We start from the raw sequence: 15,771 nt of genomic DNA on the forward strand, positions 1-15,771 counted from the left end.
AGACATATATCTATGTTATGGTGGTGGCGCGGGCAGCCCCAGCTCCTGCGCCAGGATCGCCGCCTGCACCCGGCTGCGCAGCGCCAACTTCGCCAGCACCCGGCTCACGTGGGTCTTCGCGGTGCTCTCCGCCACCGCCAGCCGGTCGGCGATCTCCCGGTTGGACAGGCCGACGCCCAGGCAGGCCAGCACGTCACGCTCCCGGGGGGTCAGCCCGGCCACGGCGGCGCGGTCCGCCGCGTCGACGCCCGGCGCGGTCGCCGCGAACGCCGCGATCAGCCGCCGGGTCACCGTCGGGGCGATCACCCCCTCGCCCCGGGCCACCGTCCGGACCGCCGCCACCAGACCGGCCGCATCGGTGTCCTTGAGCAGGAAACCGGCCGCCCCGGCACGCAGCGCGCCGAAGACGTACTCGTCCAGGTCGAAGGTGGTCAGTACCAGCACCTCGGCGGTGCCGGCGGCGACGATCTCCCGGGTCGCCGACACCCCGTCCAGCCGGGGCATCCGGATGTCCAGCACCGCCACGTCGGGACGCAACTCCCGGCAGAGCCGCACCGCCGCCTCCCCGTCGGCCGCCTCGCCCACCACCTCGATCTCCGGCGCGCCGGCCAGGATCAGCACCAGACCGGCCCGGACCGCCGCCTGGTCGTCGGCCAGCACGACCCGGACCGGGGCGGTCACGGCTGCTCCCCGGCCGGCAGCGTTGCCCGCACCCGCCAGCAGCCGTCCCGGGGGCCGGCGGTGAACTCGCCGTCGAGCAGGGCGGCCCGCTCCCGCATCCCGATCAGGCCCGCACCCCCGGCCGGCAGCCCCGCGCCGGTGCCGGGCCCGCCGGAGCGGACCGGATTCTCCACCGTCACCGTCACCTCCGTCGACAGGTACGCCACGGTCAGCTCCGCCGTACCCGTGCCGTGGCGCAACGCGTTGGTCAACGACTCCTGCACGATCCGGTACGCCGCCAGGTCGACCCCGACCGGCAGCGCCCGGGGCCGCCCCCGCACCGTCGAGCGGACCCGCAGGCCGGCATCGGCCATCCGGGCCAGCAGCCGGTCCAACTCGTCCAGCCGGACCCGGGTGGCCTCCTGCACCGGGTCCACGGACGGCTCCCGCAGCAGCCCGACGAGTTGCCGCATCTCGGCCATGCCCTGCACGCTGCTGTCCCGGATCACCCGCAGCGCCGCGTCGATGCGGGGCCTGTCCAGCCCGGGGGCGGCGAGTACGGCGGTGGCGTGCAGGGCCACCGCGCTGAGCTGGTTCGCCACCACGTCGTGCAACTCCCGCGCCATCCGGGCCCGTTCGGCCAGCACCGCCTGCCGCCGGTCCAGCTCGACCAGCCGGGCGGTCTGCTCGGCGCGGGCCCGCTCGGTCGCCGCCTGGTCCCGGTACTGCCGCACGCTGACCCCGGTGACCACCGGCAACACCCCGAGCAGCGCGAACGGCATCCCGACGGCGGCACCCCGCCAGCCCCAGCAGAGCAGGCCCAGCACCACGCCGCCGACGCTGAGCCCGACGGTGACCCGCAGCAGCCAGCGCCACCACCGGGGCGGGCCGTACACGCACGTGTCGTACAACACCTGGGTGAAGATCACCGTGACGCCCACCGACACGCCGAGCGCGGCGTCGGCGAGCACCGCCACCGTGCCCACCGCCAGGCCGGTCCGGGTGGCCACCCGCCGCAGCCCGACCGCCACGCTCACCGCCAGCAGCGGCAGCAGGAAGGACACCCGTGGCACGTCCGGCGCCCAGGGGAACTGGGGTTGCAGGCCGACGCCGTAGGCCGCCAGGCCGCCGACCAGGGACACCCCGGCCAGGGCCAGGTCGCGTCCCGGCCGGCCGGAGCCGACCCAGCCCGGCACCCGCATGGTCCCGATCCCACCACATCCCGGGTCGGCACCCCTCCCACCTGCGGAGGAGGCCGCCCGGTCGGCCGTCCGCCGAAGGGGGTACGCCGGGCCGCCGCTCCGCCAAAGGAGGGACCCGCAACTCGTCCCCGCCGGTGAGGTGACCACCTCCCCGCCCCGGCACGCTGGACCGGGACGGGGAGGTGGACATGCTGCTGGCGGTCATCGTCGGGTGTGAGATCGGGTTCTGGGTGCTGCTCGTGGCCGGGCTGGTCGCCCGCTACCCGCTGCGCCGGCCCCGGCTGGGGGCGGCGCTGCTGGTCTGCGTACCCCTGGTCGACCTGGTGCTGCTGGGTGCGGCGGCGGTGGACCTGCGCCGGGGGGCCACCGCGGACGCCACCCACGGGCTGGCCGCCGTCTACCTCGGGTTCTCGGTGGCGTTCGGGCACTCCCTGGTCCGCTGGGCCGACCAGCGCTTCGCGCACCGTTTCGCGGGCGGCCCGCCGCCGGTGAAACCACCCAGGTACGGCTGGGCGCGGGCCCGCCACGAGTGGCGGGAGTGGGGTAAGGCACTGCTCGGCTGGGCGGTCGCCTGCGCCCTGCTGGCCGCCGCGATCGTCGTCGTCGGGGACGCCGAACGCACCCGGGAGCTGGCCGGCTGGATCCGCAACCTCACCGTCGGACTGCTGATCTGGCTGGTCGCGTTCCCGGTCTGGGAGACGATCTTCCCGCGTCGCCCGAGGTCCTGACACCGGGGGTACGCGCTGCACGGCGCGTCGGTGCCGGCCAGTACGGTGGCACTGCCGCGCCGGGGTGTCGTCCCGGCGGGCGACGCGAGTGTGAGGAGACCTGGATGGCGCACGGCGAGGCCGACCACGGCTGCGCCCAGGGCGAGCCCTGCCGACCGGGCCACCCCGACCAGCCGCCGGCGGGCCGACCGCACCGCCGGATGGTCACGGAGCAGGTCTGCCGGGCGGCCGAACGGGTCGACGACGAGCTGATCCTGCCCCGCCAGCGCGGCACCGAGACCGTCGACGGCGCGGCGTGCCGACCGGCGGCGGAGCCCGGCCCGACCGGTCAACCGGACACCTCGGCCGGAGCCTGCCGCAGCGACCTGGCCGGGTGGGCCGGCGCGCACCGGCACGGCCCGGTCCGCCCCGGCCGGCGTCGGCAGCGGGTCCAACGCCCGCCACACCGCTGGTGCTGATCACCCGGCGGCCCGTCGGCCGTTAGCGTGGTGACGTGCAGGCGATCGCGATCGACGGGTGGGGTACGGCCGACCGGCTGACCCCACGGGAACTGCCCGACCCCCCGGTGGGGCCGGACACGGTGCTGGTGCGGGTCCGCGCCGCCGGGGTGAACCCGGTCGACGCGAAGGTCCGCGCCGGGCAGCTCGCCGGGGCGATCCCCGCGCACTTCCCGCTGGTCCCCGGCTGGGACGCGGCGGGCGTGGTGGTGGCGGCCGGTCCGGCGGTCACCGGGTTCGCCGTCGGCGACGAGGTGATCGGGTACGTCCGCCGCGACCACCTCCAGTACGGCACCTACGCCGAACTGGTCCCCGCCCCGCAACGCTGCCTGGCGATCAGGCCGGCGCGGGCGTCCTGGGCCGAGGCGGCCGGCCTGCCGCTGGCCGGGCTGACCGCCTACCAGGCGTTGCGGCGGGCCGGCACCGGCGCGGGGGACACCGTGCTGGTGCACGGCGCGTCGGGCGGGGTGGGGCATCTCGCGGTGCAGGTGGCGCGGGCGCTGGGGGCGACCCGGGTGATCGGCACGGCGGGCCCGGCCAACCACGACTTCGTCAGGTCGTTGGGCGCCGAACCGGTCGCCCACGGCGACGGCCTGGCCGACCGGATCCGCACGCTCGCGCCCGACGGGGTGGACGTGGTGCTCGACCTGTTCGGCGGTGCGGCGCTGGACGCGTCCGCGGTGCTGCTGTCCAGCCCGGCCCGGCTGGTCTCCGTCGCCGATCCGGAACACGTCACCCGGCTCGGCGGCAGCTACCTGTTCGTGCAGCCGTCCTCGGCGGACCTGGGGCTGCTGGCCGCGCTCGTCGACGCGGGCCGGCTCACCGTCCACATCGAACGGGTGCTCCCGCTGGCGCAGGCCGCGGACGCGCACCGGCTGGTCGAGGCCGGGCACGTCCGGGGCAAGGTGGTGCTGGCGGTGTGGTCGGCGGCGGGTACGGCTGCCGACCGGCCGACCTGACCGGCACCGGGCGCGGTGCACCCGGCGGGCCGGCGAGGCTGTCGGGCCCGGTGGCCTCGCCGGGCCCGGTGGCGGTTGGCCGGCCCGTGCTCGTGGTCGGCCGGTGGTCGCCGGCCGGCCGGTGGTCAGCGGGTGCGGCGGCGGACCAGCAGGGCGATGCCCGCCAGGCCGAGCGTGATCACCAGCATCACGCCCACGTTGAGCAGCAGCAACCGCTGGAGCTCGGCGATCGCGTCGTCGATGTCCCGGCCCGGGTTGAGGGCGTCGTCGGCAAGGGCCCGCTCGCCGCCACCCACGCCGCCGCTGACCGTGTCGAACTGCCGCTCCAGCGGCACCCCGGCGGCGCGCAGCGTCTCGGACATGGTGAGCCGGCCGAGGAACCAGCCGGCGGTGGTCTTGTGCTGGTCGGGCTGCTTGGCCGGTCGGAAGGCCCGCGGACCGCCCTTGGCCAGCGGATAGAGGTCGAACGTCTGCTTGGGGGTGTCCCCGGCGAGCACCACGATGGTGTACTTCGGACCGAGGTCGGCGGCCTTGGGCCCCTTGGCCTCACCGGTGCGGCCGAACCAGCTGACCTGGTCGATGACCGCGACCACGTGGGTCGGGGCGGTGTCGGTGCGCAGACGCAGCGGTTCGGTCAGCCCGACCCCGGTGATGTCCACTCCGGCGGGTGGCGTCTTCGGCGCCGCCCGCTGTGCTCCGGCCGCCTGCGCGGCCGGCCCGGTGCCGAGCAGCACCACCGCCGCCACGCCCACGGCGACCGCTGCCAGCAGCCGCCTCACCCTGTCGACCATCGCCGCCTCCTCGCCCCGTTCGATGGATGGCTGTGCTGCGGGTCACGCGCGGGTCGGTCGGCATCGGCGCGTGACCGGGCAGCGCCGGCCACACCGCACAGACTTCCTGGAACATCGCTCGGATGCAGCTCTGGGAACAATATGTGGAACTATCTGCGATCCTGGAACGACCAATGCTCAGCCGCGTGATCAGCGGGCGGATCGTACCTTTGCGGAGGACTTCATGGGGGGCAGGGTCCCACGGCTGGTGCGGGCGGTGCCAGTGCTGGTCGGCGTGGCGCTCGGCGTGGCGTTGTTACCGGCGTCGCCGGCGCTGGCACACAACTCGCTGACCGGGAGCAATCCGGCCAACGGGGCCAAGGTCGCCGCCGCGCCGGCCGCCGTCGAGCTGCGTTTCCTGGCCAAACTCGATCCGGGCAGGACGAAGATCACAGTGACCGGGCCGGACAACGTCCCGGCCGCCGGTGGCGAGCCGACCTTCTCCGGCAGCCGGGTCAGGGTGCCGTTCGCCCCGGGCGCGGCCGGTCTCTATATCGTCGACTATCAATTGCCTTCCAGTGACGGGCACCCGGTCAAGGGGGAGGTGCGGTTCACCCTCACCACCGGCACTGCCGCCGCGCCCCCGTCGCCGTCGGTCACCCCGTCGGCCAGCCCCACCCCGTCACCGACGCCGAGCAGCGCGGCACCCGCCTCCCCGTCGACCACCCCGGTCGCCGCCGCCGGCACCGACGACGCCGGCCGGGGCTGGCTCTGGGCGGCCGGTGGCCTGGTGCTGCTCGCCGCGCTCGCCGCCGGGCTGTTCCTGCGCCGCCGCCGGGCCAGCCGGACCTGACCCGACACCGAAGCGGGGCCCACCGGTCACCGGTGGGCCCCGCTTCGGTGTCGTGGCGGCTAGACCAGGCGGAGCCGGGCGGCGCGCAGCCGGGCCAGGGTGCGCTCCCGACCGAGCACCTCAAGCGACTCGAACAGCGGCAGCCCGACGGTACGGCCGGTGACCGCCACCCGGACCGGGGCCTGCGCCTTGCCCAGCTTGAGACCGCGTTCCGCGCCGACCGCCTCCAGCGTCGACTTCAGCGACTCCGCGTCCCAGGACTCCAGTGCCGTGTAGCCGGCGACGGCCGCGTCGAGCAGCTCGGCCGCCCCCTCCTTCATCGCCTTGGCCCAGGCCGCCTCGTCGATCAGCGGGTCGGCGAGGAAGAGGAAGTCGACGTTGGGCACGATCTCGCTGAGCACCGCGATCCGGGTCTGCGCCAGCGGCGCCACCGCGGCGAACGCGTCGGCGTCGAACTCCTCCGGCTGCCACGGTGGCGGCGCGATGGTGCCGGTGCCGGTCAGCCACGGCCGGCAGGCGGCCACGAACTCGTCGACCGGCAGCGCGCGGATGTACTCGCCGTTGAACGCGCGCAGCTTCTTCTCGTCGAAGAAGGCGGGGGAGGGGTTGACCTCGGCCAACCGGAACTCCTCCTCGATCACCGACCAGGGCACGATCTCCCGGTCGCCCGAGGGCGCCCAGCCGAGCAGCATCAGGTAGTTGCGCATCGCGGCGGCGAGGTAACCCTCGTCCCGGTACGCCTCCAGGGCCACCTTGTCGCGGCGCTTGGAGAGCTTCTGCCGCTTCTCGTTGACCACCACCGGCACGTGCGCCCAGACCGGCGGCTTCACCCCGAGCGCGTCCCAGAGGAGCTGCTGCTTCGGGGTGTTCGGCAGGTGCTCCTCGGCCCGGATCACGTGGGTGATCCCCATCGTCATGTCGTCCACGACGTTGGCGAGCAGGAACACCGGGGAGCCGTCGCCCCGGGCGATGACGAAGTCCTCGATCAGCTTGTTCTCGAACGTCGGCTCGCCCCGGATCAGGTCGACCACCACGGTCGTGCCCTCGTCGGGGGTACGGAAGCGCAGCGCCCGACCCTCGCCCGGGGGCAGGCCCCGGTCCCGGCAGAAGCCGTCGTAGCCCTGGTACTGCGAGCCGGTACGGGCCTGCACCGCCTCCCGGGTGCAGTCGCAGTAGTAGGCCCGGCCGGCGTCGTACAGCCGCCCGGCGGCGGCCCGGTGCTCACCGGCGTACGCCGACTGGAAGTAGGGGCCCTCGTAGGTGTCGCGGGCGATGCCGATCCACTCCAGCGCGGACAGGATGCCCTCGGTCCACTCGGGCTTGTTGCGGGCGGCGTCGGTGTCCTCGACGCGCAGCACGAACACCCCACCCTGCTGCTTGGCGAAGATCCAGTTCTGTAGCGCCGAGCGGGCGCCGCCGACGTGGAACATACCGGTCGGGGAGGGGGCGAAGCGCACACGTACCGTCACGCCGTCCAGCCTACGGCCGGCCGCGACCGGGTTTCGCCAGGGGGCCGGGACGCCGCCGCCGGACGTTGTCGACCCTTGGACGGCGACGGCGACGGCGACGACGACGGCGACGGCGACGGCGGCGGCCCGACCCGCCCGGCCGGGTCGCCGCCGGGGGTCAGCGCACTCCCCGGATCTTGAGGACCAGGGCGCTGCCGAGCAGGGTCACCACGGCGGTCACCGCGTACAGCGTCGGGTAGCCGCCCAGGTGGACCACGATCGGGGCGGAGAGCGCCGGGCCGAGCACCTGGGGTGCCGAGTTCGCGATGTTGATCACCCCGAGGTCCTTGGCCCGGTCGGTGGCGCGCGGCAGCACCTCGGTGATCAGCGCCGCGTCGACCGACAGGTAGACGCCGTAGCCGGCACCGAGCAGCACGGCCGCGACCAGAGCCATCGGCCAGGTCGGCGCGACCGCCAGCAGCAGCGCGGCCACCGCCATCACCACCCCGGACACGATCACGTAGACCTTGCGCCGGCCGGACCGGTCGGACAGCATCCCGGCGACCACGGCGGTGAGCATCATGCCGAGGGTGTAAAGCAGGATCAGCACCAGCAGCCCGCCCTCGGGGTCGGGGTAGCGCACCCCGTCGGTGAGGAAGTACAGCAGGTAGAGGGTGCCCAGGGCATTGCCGATCTGCACCAGGAACCGGGTGATCCAGGCCCAGGCGAAGTCCGGGTGCCGGCGCGGGTCGATCCACATCGAGGCGACCAGCGCGCGCAGCCGCAGCGGCGGGCGGTGCTGCCGGGGCAGCGGGTCGTCGGGGGTGAAGAACGCGAACGGCAGCGACAGCAGCAGCACCGCCAACGCCATCGCGGTGTAGCCGGGCACGGTGCCGCTGACCAGGGCGGTGACCAGTACCGCGCCGAGCACCAGGCCGAGCGCCTGTGGGATGCCCACCCAGCCGGAGACGCCACCGCGCTGCACGACCGGCACCCGGTCGGGGATGCCGGCGGTGAGGCTGGCCAGCATCGCGTTGAAGCAGACCTGGGCGGCCACCCAGCCCAGCGCCACCCCGGCGATGGTCTGCTGCCGGGCCAGCAGCACCAGCGCCAGCGCGCCGAGCACCGCGCCGCCGGCCGTCCAGACGTGCCGCCGGCCGAACTCCCGTCCGCCGACGCGCAGACAGGTGCGGTCCGACAGCGCCCCGGCGAGCGGGTTGGCCAGCACCGCCGCGAGCGCGCCCAACCCGGTGACGACGGCCAGCATCGCCTCCTTGTCGGCCGGGGCGATCCGCTCCACCTGCTGGGGCAGCAGCACCTGGATCGGGGTGAAGAAGGCCATCCACACGCCGAGGTTGGCCGCGAAGATCAACGCGATCCAGCTCCGCCGGACCGGGACGACCGGGTCGGCGAGCGCCGCCGGTAGCGAGGCCGGCGTCGGGTCGACGGTGGTCACCCCCGGCCGACCTGGGACCGGTACCAGGCGTACGAGGACTTGGGCGTGCGGGTGCCGGTGGCGAAGTCGACGTGCACCAGGCCGAAGCGCTTGGTGAAGCCCTCGGCCCACTCCCAGTTGTCCAGCAGCGACCAGACGAAGTACCCGGTCACGTCGACGCCCTCGTCGATGGCGGCCCGCAGGGCGCGCAGGTGCCCGTCGAGGTAGGCGATCCGGTCCGGGTCGGGCACCAGACCGTCGGCGTCCGGGACGTCGTCGTAGGCGCAGCCGCCCTCGGTGATCTGGATCGGCGGCAGCGCGTCGCCGTACCTGTCGCGCAGGCCGACGAGCAGGGTACGCAGCCCGTCGGGCACCACCGGCCAGTCGAACGCGGTCAGCGGGTAGCCCTCCAGCGGGACCAGCTCGAACGGCAGCGGGGAGCCCTCCTCGGGGGCGCGTACCCCGGTCGGGTTGTAGTAGTTGACGCCGAGCACGTCCAGCGGCGCGGCGATCACCGCGAGGTCGCCGTCGCGGACCACGCCCGGGTCGAAACCGTCGGGGTAGCCCCGGCCCAGCAGCGGGTCGGTGAACAGGTGGTTGTGCAGGGCGTCGTACGCCGCCGCGGCGGCCCGGTCGGCGTCGGTGTCGCCGTGGCGGATGACAGGTGAGTAGTTGTTGGCGATGGCCACCGGCGCGGTGCTGTGCGCGCGCAGCGCGGCGACAGCCAGTCCGTGCCCGAGCAGTTGGTGGTGGGCGGCGGGGAAGGAGTCGAACAGCAGGGTCTGGCCGGGGGCGTGCTCGCCGGTGCCGTGGCCGAGGCTCAGGTGGATGAACGGTTCGTTGAGGGTGATCCAGAGCTTCACCCGGTCGCCGAGGCGGGCGGCGGTCACGTCGGCGTACTCGGCGAAGTGGGCGGCGGTGTCCCGGTTGAGCCAGCCGCCGGCGTCCTGGAGGGGCTGTGGCAGGTCCCAGTGGAACAGGGTGGCGACCGGGTCGATGCCGGCGGCCAGCAGGTCGTCCACGAGCCGGTCGTAGAAGTCCAGGCCGGCGGCGTTGACCGGGCCGGTGCCGCCGGGGCGTACCCGGGGCCAGGCGATCGAGAACCGGTACGCCGAGACCCCGAGCCCGGCCAGCAGCGCGACGTCCTCCCGGTGCCGGTGGTAGTGGTCGCAGGCCACGTCGCCGGTGCTGCCGTCGATGATCCGGCCGGGGGTGTGCGCGAAGGTGTCCCAGATGGACGGTCCCCGGCCGTCGGCGTCGGCACCCCCCTCGATCTGGTACGCCGAGGTGGACACCCCCCAACGGAAACCGGCGGGGAAACCGGGGATCGGTGCGGTCGTCATCCACCCTCCCAGAACGCGAAACGTGTTCGCACTCTAGGGCGCGAAGTCCGCGAGCGCCATAGGTGCGAGGCAATGCGGGCGCAAGGGCTGTCGGCGTGTCTTTTTCCGAACACGTCCCAGTAAGTCCGATTTAGCGCATAGAGTGCGGAATATCGCGGATGTCCTCAGTGGGGGAAGAACAGAATGATCCTCGTCGAACGCAGTGCGCACGTGATGGCGCCGGTGGAAGCGGTCTGGGAAGTCGTCCAGCGGGCCGAGCAGTTGCCCGCCTGGCTGGCCGGGGTCCGGGCCGCCGAGGTCCTTTCGGGGGAGGGCTTCGGTCGCCGCCAACTCGTCCAGGCCGGGCGCGGCTCGGCGCACGAGGCCGAGGTGATCGCCTACCAGGAACCCACCCTGATCGGCTGGCGGGAACGCGCCCGGGGGGCCGGGGCCCGCGCCGAGGCGCGTACCGAGATCTACGTGCAGCTCACCGCCGACGAGGAGGAGGGCGGCACGATCGTCCGGCTGATCGTGGTGCGCTGGCCGGCCGGCCCGGTCAAGGGTGCCCTGCTGCGCCTCGGGCTGCGCCGGGTCGGTGCCGACCTGGAGGAGTCGCTGGCCCGGCTCACCGACCTGGCCGCCGTCGGCTGACCCGACCAGGCGACGCGGAAGGGCCCGGCGCGGTGCGCCGGGCCCTGCGTCGTACCTCGGGGACTAGCTGTCCCCGCCGGTCTCGCCGACCGGGGCGGCGTTGACGTCGTCGATCGCGTACTTCTTGGCGGCCTCGGCCGGGACACCGGCCGGCACCGTGCCGCGCAGGGCGAGCTGCCGCAGCGTCGCCACCGCCACCGACTCGGCGTCGACGTGGAAGTGCCGCCGCAGCGCGTGCCGGGTGTCCGACATGCCGAAGCCGTCGGTGCCGAGCGAGGTGTAGTCGCCAGGTACCCAACGGGCGATCAGGTCCGGTACCGCGCGCATCCAGTCGCTGACCGCGACCTTCGGCCCGTCGGCGTCGGCCAGCTTCTGCGCGATGTACGGCACCCGCTGCTCCGCGCCCGGGTTGAGCAGGTTGTGCTCCTCGCAGAGCACCGCGTCCCGGCGCAGCTCCGTCCAGGAGGTCACCGACCAGACGTCGGCGGCCACCCCCCAGTCCTGGGCGAGCAGCTGCTGCGCCTTGAGCGCCCACTGCATGCCGGTGCCGGAGGCCAGGATGTTCGCCTTCGGGCCGTCGACCTGCGGGGCCGGCGCGTAGCGGTAGATGCCCTTGAGCAGCCCGTCGACGTCCACGTCGGCCGGCTCCACCGGCTGGTGGATGGGCTCGTTGTAGATGGTGAGGTAGTAGAAGATGTTCTCCTGCTCCTCGCCGTACATCCGGTGCAGGCCGTTCTCGACGATGTGGGCCAGCTCGAAGGCGAACGCCGCGTCGTAGGCGACCACCGCCGGGTTGGTGGCGGCCAGCAGCAGCGAGTGGCCGTCCTCGTGCTGGAGACCCTCACCGTTGAGCGTGGTCCGCCCGGCCGTCGCGCCGAGGACGAAGCCCCGGGCCATCTGGTCGGCCGCCGCCCAGAAGCCGTCACCGGTGCGCTGGAACCCGAACATCGAATAGAAGATGTACATCGGGATCATCGGCTCGTCGTGGGTGGCGTACGCGGTGCCGGCGGCGGTGAACGAGGCGACCGAGCCGGCCTCGTTGATCCCCTCGTGCAGGATCTGCCCGGTGGTCGACTCCTTGTAGGACAGGAACAGGTCCCGGTCGACCGAGGTGTACCGCTGGCCGTGCGGCGAGTAGATCTTCGCGGTCGGGAAGATCGAGTCGAGGCCGAAGGTGCGCGCCTCGTCCGGGATGATCGGCACCCAGCGCTTGCCGAACTCCTTGTCCTTCATGATGTCCTTGAGCAGGCGGACGAAGGCCATCGTGGTGGCCACCTTCTGCTTGCCCGAACCGCGCTTGACGTCGGCGAACCGCTCCGGCCCCGGGATCGCCAGCTTCTTGTGGCTGGTCCGCCGCGACGGCAGGAAACCGCCGAGCTGCTCGCGCCGCTCCCGCAGGTAGGCCAGCTCGTCGGAGGACTCGCCAGGGGTGTAGTACGGCGGCAGGTACGGGTTCTCCTCCAGCACCTTGTCCGGGATGTCCAGATAGAGGCGGTCGCGGAACAGCTTGAGGTCGTCAAGCGTCAGCTTCTTCATCTGGTGCGTGGCGTTACGGCCCTCGAAGTGCGAGCCCAGCGTCCAACCCTTGATGGTCTTGGCCAGGATGACGGTCGGCTGCCCGGTGTGCTCGGTGGCCGCCTTGTAGGCCGCGTAGAGCTTGCGGTAGTCGTGCCCGCCCCGCTTGAGGTTCCAGATCTCGTCGTCGGACAGGTGCTCGACCATCCTGCGGGTCCGCTGGTCGCGGCCGAAGAAGTGCTCCCGCACGTACGCCCCGGACTCCGCCTTGTAGGTCTGGTAGTCGCCGTCGGGGGTGGTGTTCATCAGGTTGACCAGCGCGCCGTCGGTGTCCGCGGCGAGCAGCGGGTCCCACTCCCGGCCCCAGACCACCTTGATCACGTTCCAGCCGGCGCCCCGGAAGAACGCCTCCAGCTCCTGCATCACCTTGCCGTTGCCCCGGACCGGGCCGTCCAGCCGCTGGAGGTTGCAGTTGATCACGAAGGTGAGGTTGTCCAGCTCCTCGCGGGCGGCCACGCCGATCGCGCCGAGCGACTCCACCTCGTCCATCTCGCCGTCGCCGAGGAACGCCCAGACGTGCTGCTGGGAGGTGTCCTTGATGCCCCGGTGGTGCAGGTAGCGGTTGAACCGGGCCTGGTAGATCGCGTTCAGCGGGCCCAGGCCCATGGACACCGTGGGGAACTCCCAGAAGTCCGGCATCAGCCGCGGGTGCGGGTACGACGGCAGCCCGCCGCCCGGGTGCGACAGCTCCTGCCGGAACCCGTCGAGCTGGTCCTCCGAGAGCCGGCCCTCCAGGAACGCCCGCCCGTACATGCCGGGAGAGGCGTGGCCCTGGTAGAAGATGTGGTCCCCGCCGCCCGGGTGGTTCTTGCCCCGGAAGAAGTGGTTGAAGCCCACCTCGTAGAGGGAGGCGGAGCTGGCGAAGGTGGAGATGTGCCCGCCGACGCCGATCTCCGGCCGCTGCGCCCGGTGCACCAGCATCGCCGCGTTCCACCTGACGTACGCCCGGATCCGTCGCTCGATGTGCTCGTCACCCGGGAACCAGGGTTCCTGCTCCGGGGCGATCGTGTTGATGTAGTCGGTGGTGGTCAGGGACGGAACCCCGACCTGCCGCTCGCGGGCCCGCTCCAGCAGGCTCAGCATGACGTACCGGGCGCGCTTGGTTCCGCGCTCGTCGATGACACCGTCGAGCGACTCGACCCATTCGCCGGTCTCTTCAGGGTCGATGTCCGGAAGCTGGCTCGGCAGACCAGCGGTGATCACCGGGCGCTTGCGTTCCGTAGCCACAGGCGTTCCCTCGGTTGTGTGTGGGATAGGTCTCTAGCGCCATCCTGCCCTCTGGTGGCACCCGGCGTCACCTGTAGCTCCCTCAGACGCGACGCTGAACACAGGTACCCGTCGGTAACTTTGCGTGGACGGCCGCGCCGTCGCCGGGGACCGCCAGCGCCCCCGGGCGGGCGGCGATAGCGCCCCCGGACGGCGGCGGCAGCGCCCCCGGGCGGCGGCGGCAGTGCGACGCATGCGGCAGAATCCGCCCTATGCGCAGTGAGGTGATCACCGTCCGGACCGGTTCCCGTCCCACCGTCGCCGACATCACGGCCGAGGCCGAACGGTTCGTCGCCGGGCAGGGCGACGGCCTGCTGCACGTCTTCGTGCCGCACGCCACCGCCGGGGTGGCGATCATCGAGACCGGCGCCGGCTCCGACGACGACCTGCTGCGGGCCCTGGACGACCTGCTGCCCACCGACGACCGTTGGCGGCACCGGCACGGCTCGCCCGGCCACGGCCGCGACCACGTGCTGCCCGCCTTCGTCCCGCCGTACGCGACGCTGCCGGTGCTCGGCGGCCGGCTCCAACTCGGCACCTGGCAGTCGGTCTGCCTGGTCGACCCCAACGGCGACAACCCGTCGCGCCAGGTCCGCTTCTCCTTCCTCCCCGGCTGACCCGCCCCGGCCCCGGCCGACGCCCGGCCGGCGCCCAGGGCCCCGACCGGCCGCGATCAGCGCAGCCCGGTCTCCGTCTCGACCGTGTAGCGGTCCCGGTCCACCGGCCGGACGCGGGCGGTGGACGGCGGCCGGTCGTACGTCTGGTGCAGGCCGGGCACCCGGTCCTCGACCACGAACGACGCCCGGGGGTACGCCGGCGCACCCGCCCGGCTCACGTACGGCAGCACCATGAAGTCCGCACTGAGCTGCGCGGGGGTGATCGTGGTCCGGACGAAACCGCGCAGGTCGTTCTGGAACCGCAGGTGCGGGTTGGTCCGCAGCCACGGGTGCGAGCCGCTGGCCGAGTCGAAACCGTCCCCGCCCGAGGTGACCGAGGAACAGACCAGCTCGGTGCCGACCGTCCGCGCCGCCGGGTCGAGGTAGTCCAGCTTCAGGTCGGCCGCCCAGTGCGCGTGCACGTCGCCGGTGAGCACCACCGGGTTGCGGACCCCGGCGGCCACCCAGCCCCTGGTGATCCGGTCCCGGGAGGCCAGGTAGCCGTCCCAGGCGTCCATGCTGGCCAGCCGGGTCGGCCCGGGGTCACGGTCGCGGGCGGCGAAGAACACCTGCTGGGCGAGCAGGTCCCAGCGGGTGTCGGAGCGGCGGAACCCGTCCAGCAGCCACTGCTCCTGCGCCGTCCCGGTGATGGTGCGACCCGGGTCGGCCGCCGCCGGGCAGTCCCGGTAGCCGTCCCCGCACGCCTGGTCGTCCCGGTACTGCCGGGTGTCGAGCAGGTGGAAGGTGGCCAGCCGACCCCAGCGCAACCGCCGGTACAGCGCGATGTCCGGACCGCGCGGCACCGAGGACCGCCGCAACGGCATGTTCTCGTGGTACGCCTGGAAGGCGGCGGCCCGCCGGGCCAGGAAGTCCGGGTCCGGCTCCTCCGGCACCGCGCCGGCCCAGTTGTTCTCCACCTCATGATCGTCGAAGACCACCGCCCAGGGGGCCACCGCGTGCGCCGCCTGCAGATCCGGATCGGTCTTGTACTGGGCGTGCCGCTGCCGGTAGTTGGCCAGCGTCCGGGTCTCCGGCCCCTCGTGCCCGCGCGGCCGGTCCGGGCCGTACTCCCGGGCGTACTCGTACTGGTAGTCGCCGAGGTGCAGGATCAGCTCCGGCGCGCTCTCGGCCAGCCGCCGGTACGCGGTGAAGTACCCCTGCTCGTAGTGGGAGCAGGAGACGAAACCCATCGCCAGCGCGGTGGGCAGGGACGCCGGGTCGGGCGCGGTCCGGGTGCGCGCGGTGGGGGAGAGGTGCCCCTCGGCCCGGAACCGGTAGAAGTACTCCCGTCCCGGCAGCAGCCCGGTCAGCTCGACGTGCACGCTGTGCGCCGCCTCGGGCCGGGCGGTCTGGGTACCCCGCTGGACGACGTGCCGGAACAGTGCGTCGGCGGCGACCTCCCACTGCACCTCGACCGTCCGGCCGGGCATGCCGCCCAGGCCGTCCTCGGCCAACGGCTGCGGCGCCAGCCGGGTCCACAGCACCACCCCCTGGTGGTCGGGGTCACCGGAGGCCACCCCGAGGGTGAACGGCCAGACCAGCGGCCGGTGCCGGGCCGGCACCGCCGGCCGGGCGGGACGGCCGTCGGCGGCGTCGGCGGGCGTGGACCGGCCGCCGGTCGCGCCGACCGCGCCGAGCGCCGCGCCGGAGAGCAGGACGGTACGTCGGGACAGTGCCATGGGAGCCTCCCCAGGGTCCGGTGCGTTCCTGACCCCGGCAGCGTCGCGACCCACGGTGGCCGTCAGGTGA

14 protein-coding genes are annotated in these 15,771 nt (G+C 73.6%); 6 read left to right on the forward strand and 8 right to left on the reverse strand.

Going from position 1 to position 15,771, the window contains the following annotated elements; genetic code table 11:
- Nucleotides 1–15: 15 nt before the first annotated feature.
- Both ACN267_RS00920 and ACN267_RS00925 read right to left on the reverse strand, forming a co-directional pair.
- Nucleotides 16–681 (reverse strand): response regulator, encoded by a 666-nt coding sequence (locus ACN267_RS00920; RefSeq protein ID WP_421487703.1) that lies wholly within the window; start codon nt 679–681, stop codon nt 16–18.
- Nucleotides 678–1,862 (reverse strand): sensor histidine kinase, encoded by a 1,185-nt coding sequence (locus ACN267_RS00925; protein ID WP_421487704.1) that lies wholly within the window; start codon nt 1,860–1,862, stop codon nt 678–680. The genes ACN267_RS00920 and ACN267_RS00925 overlap by 4 nt, the downstream gene beginning before the upstream one ends.
- A gap of 188 nt (nt 1,863–2,050) precedes the next feature.
- Between ACN267_RS00925 and ACN267_RS00930 the strand changes: the two genes are divergently transcribed.
- The 3 genes from ACN267_RS00930 to ACN267_RS00940 all read left to right on the forward strand — a co-directional run bounded on the left by ACN267_RS00930 (nt 2,051) and on the right by ACN267_RS00940 (nt 4,046).
- A complete protein-coding gene (locus ACN267_RS00930; protein WP_204959447.1) occupies nt 2,051–2,590 on the forward strand; it encodes a hypothetical protein in 540 nt (179 codons plus the stop codon).
- Between the two features lie 104 nt (nt 2,591–2,694).
- Complete coding sequence (locus ACN267_RS00935) at nt 2,695–3,048, forward strand: hypothetical protein (RefSeq protein WP_204959446.1); 354 nt, start codon at nt 2,695–2,697, stop codon at nt 3,046–3,048.
- A 35-nt stretch (nt 3,049–3,083) separates the two neighbouring features.
- On the forward strand, nt 3,084–4,046 hold the full coding sequence (locus ACN267_RS00940) for an NADP-dependent oxidoreductase (RefSeq protein WP_204959445.1): 963 nt from the start codon (nt 3,084–3,086) through the stop codon (nt 4,044–4,046).
- A 125-nt stretch (nt 4,047–4,171) separates the two neighbouring features.
- Here ACN267_RS00940 and ACN267_RS00945 read toward each other — a convergent pair whose 3' ends face one another.
- Entirely contained in the window at nt 4,172–4,837 is a 666-nt protein-coding gene (locus ACN267_RS00945) for a hypothetical protein (RefSeq protein ID WP_204959444.1), read from the reverse strand.
- 223 nt (nt 4,838–5,060) lie between these two features.
- Here ACN267_RS00945 and ACN267_RS00950 point away from each other — a divergent pair, with 223 nt between their 5' ends.
- Nucleotides 5,061–5,669, forward strand: a complete 609-nt coding sequence (locus tag ACN267_RS00950; RefSeq protein ID WP_204959443.1) for a copper resistance CopC family protein — start codon at nt 5,061–5,063, stop codon at nt 5,667–5,669.
- Between the two features lie 59 nt (nt 5,670–5,728).
- On the opposite strand, the gene gltX is transcribed toward ACN267_RS00950, so the two are convergent.
- The 3 genes from gltX to ACN267_RS00965 all read right to left on the reverse strand — a co-directional run bounded on the left by gltX (nt 5,729) and on the right by ACN267_RS00965 (nt 9,895).
- Entirely contained in the window at nt 5,729–7,138 is a 1,410-nt protein-coding gene (gene gltX, locus ACN267_RS00955; protein WP_421487705.1) for a glutamate--tRNA ligase, read from the reverse strand.
- Nucleotides 7,139–7,295: 157 nt separating this feature from the next.
- Nucleotides 7,296–8,573 carry an MFS transporter gene (locus tag ACN267_RS00960; RefSeq protein ID WP_421487706.1) on the reverse strand — a complete coding sequence of 426 codons (1,278 nt, stop codon included), beginning with the start codon at nt 8,571–8,573 and terminating at the stop codon, nt 7,296–7,298.
- Nucleotides 8,570–9,895 carry a GH1 family beta-glucosidase gene (locus ACN267_RS00965; protein WP_204959441.1) on the reverse strand — a complete coding sequence of 442 codons (1,326 nt, stop codon included), beginning with the start codon at nt 9,893–9,895 and terminating at the stop codon, nt 8,570–8,572. Before ACN267_RS00965 ends, ACN267_RS00960 begins: the two co-directional genes overlap by 4 nt.
- 183 nt (nt 9,896–10,078) lie before the next feature.
- On the opposite strand from ACN267_RS00965, the gene ACN267_RS00970 reads away from it, so the two are divergent.
- Nucleotides 10,079–10,525, forward strand: coding sequence for an SRPBCC family protein (locus ACN267_RS00970; protein WP_204959440.1), 447 nt, complete (start codon nt 10,079–10,081; stop codon nt 10,523–10,525).
- A gap of 63 nt (nt 10,526–10,588) precedes the next feature.
- Here ACN267_RS00970 and aceE read toward each other — a convergent pair whose 3' ends face one another.
- Nucleotides 10,589–13,327: a pyruvate dehydrogenase (acetyl-transferring), homodimeric type gene (gene aceE, locus ACN267_RS00975; protein WP_204959439.1), complete on the reverse strand. Its 2,739-nt coding sequence runs from the start codon at nt 13,325–13,327 to the stop codon at nt 10,589–10,591.
- 251 nt (nt 13,328–13,578) lie between these two features.
- Between aceE and ACN267_RS00980 the strand changes: the two genes are divergently transcribed.
- Nucleotides 13,579–13,983 carry a YjbQ family protein gene (locus ACN267_RS00980; protein ID WP_168222548.1) on the forward strand — a complete coding sequence of 135 codons (405 nt, stop codon included), beginning with the start codon at nt 13,579–13,581 and terminating at the stop codon, nt 13,981–13,983.
- A gap of 56 nt (nt 13,984–14,039) precedes the next feature.
- On the opposite strand, the gene ACN267_RS00985 is transcribed toward ACN267_RS00980, so the two are convergent.
- On the reverse strand, nt 14,040–15,701 hold the full coding sequence (locus ACN267_RS00985; protein WP_421487707.1) for an alkaline phosphatase D family protein: 1,662 nt from the start codon (nt 15,699–15,701) through the stop codon (nt 14,040–14,042).
- Between the last annotated feature and the right edge of the window lie 70 nt (nt 15,702–15,771).

The sequence above is a fragment of the Micromonospora sp. WMMD734 genome, assembly GCF_049178975.1.
GTDB lineage: Bacteria > Actinomycetota > Actinomycetes > Mycobacteriales > Micromonosporaceae > Micromonospora > Micromonospora wenchangensis.